Genomic DNA, 891 nt, shown 5'->3' on the forward strand with positions numbered 1-891 from the left:
TCGACCAGCCGCAGGTCATCGAATTCAAGACCGCCACCATCGCCGAGCTCGGCGCCGAGCCCACCGCCGATGTCCGGGCCGTCCCGATCGACCTGCGCCACGACTGGCCGTCGGCGCTGCGCCGGGCCGGCTTCGACGCCGCGCGGCCCGCCGCCTGGGCGGCCGAGGGCCTGCTCGGTTTCCTGCCGCCCGAGGCGCAGGACCGGCTGCTCGACGACATCACCGCGCTCAGCGCCGACGGCAGCCGCCTGGTCGCCGAGGTCTTCATCAACTCCGGCACCAACGGCGACGCCCTGAACGCCGCCAGCCAGAAGTGGCGGGGCAACGGCCTGGACATCGCGCTGGGCGACCTGGGCTTCCCGGGCGAGCGCACCGACGCCGCCACCCACCTCGAGCGGCTCGGCTGGCGCACCGTTCGCACACCCCTGAATCAGCTGTTGGCCGACAACGGGTTACCTTTGCAGCGCACCGACCCCGGTGCGCCGTTCGCCCAGAACTACTACTGCACTGGGGTCTTGAAGCAGGCCGGATGACCAGGAAGGCCACCCATGGCAGACAGCGCCCCCGCCAAGCCGCTTGACGGATTCCGGGTTCTCGACTTCACCCAGAACATCGCCGGGCCGCTGGCCGGGCAGGTGCTGGCCGACCTGGGCGCCGAGGTCATCAAGGTCGAGGCGCCCCACGGCGACGCGGCCCGGCAGATCACCGCGGTGCTGCCCGGGCGCCCGCCGCTGCCCACGCTGTTCCTGCCGCACAACCGCGGCAAGAAGTCGGTGGCGGTGGACCTCACCGACGAGGAGGCCAAGCAGCAGATCCTGCGGCTGGTCGACACCGCCGACGTGGTGCTGGAGGGGTTTCGTCCCGGCGTGATGGAGCGCATGGGCCTGGGCC

2 protein-coding genes are annotated in these 891 nt (G+C 72.1%); both read left to right on the top strand.

Going from position 1 to position 891, the window contains the following annotated elements; genetic code table 11:
• Positions 1 to 533, top strand: a 533-nt coding sequence (locus A5713_RS25355; protein ID WP_156751955.1) for an SAM-dependent methyltransferase, incomplete at its 5' end; no start/stop codon positions are given.
• A 15-nt stretch (positions 534 to 548) separates the two neighbouring features.
• Positions 549 to 891 (top strand): CoA transferase (locus tag A5713_RS25360; protein ID WP_197516479.1); only part of this gene is annotated, 343 nt, incomplete at its 3' end.

The organism is Mycobacterium sp. E2497, assembly GCF_001668695.1.
Taxonomy (GTDB): domain Bacteria; phylum Actinomycetota; class Actinomycetes; order Mycobacteriales; family Mycobacteriaceae; genus Mycobacterium.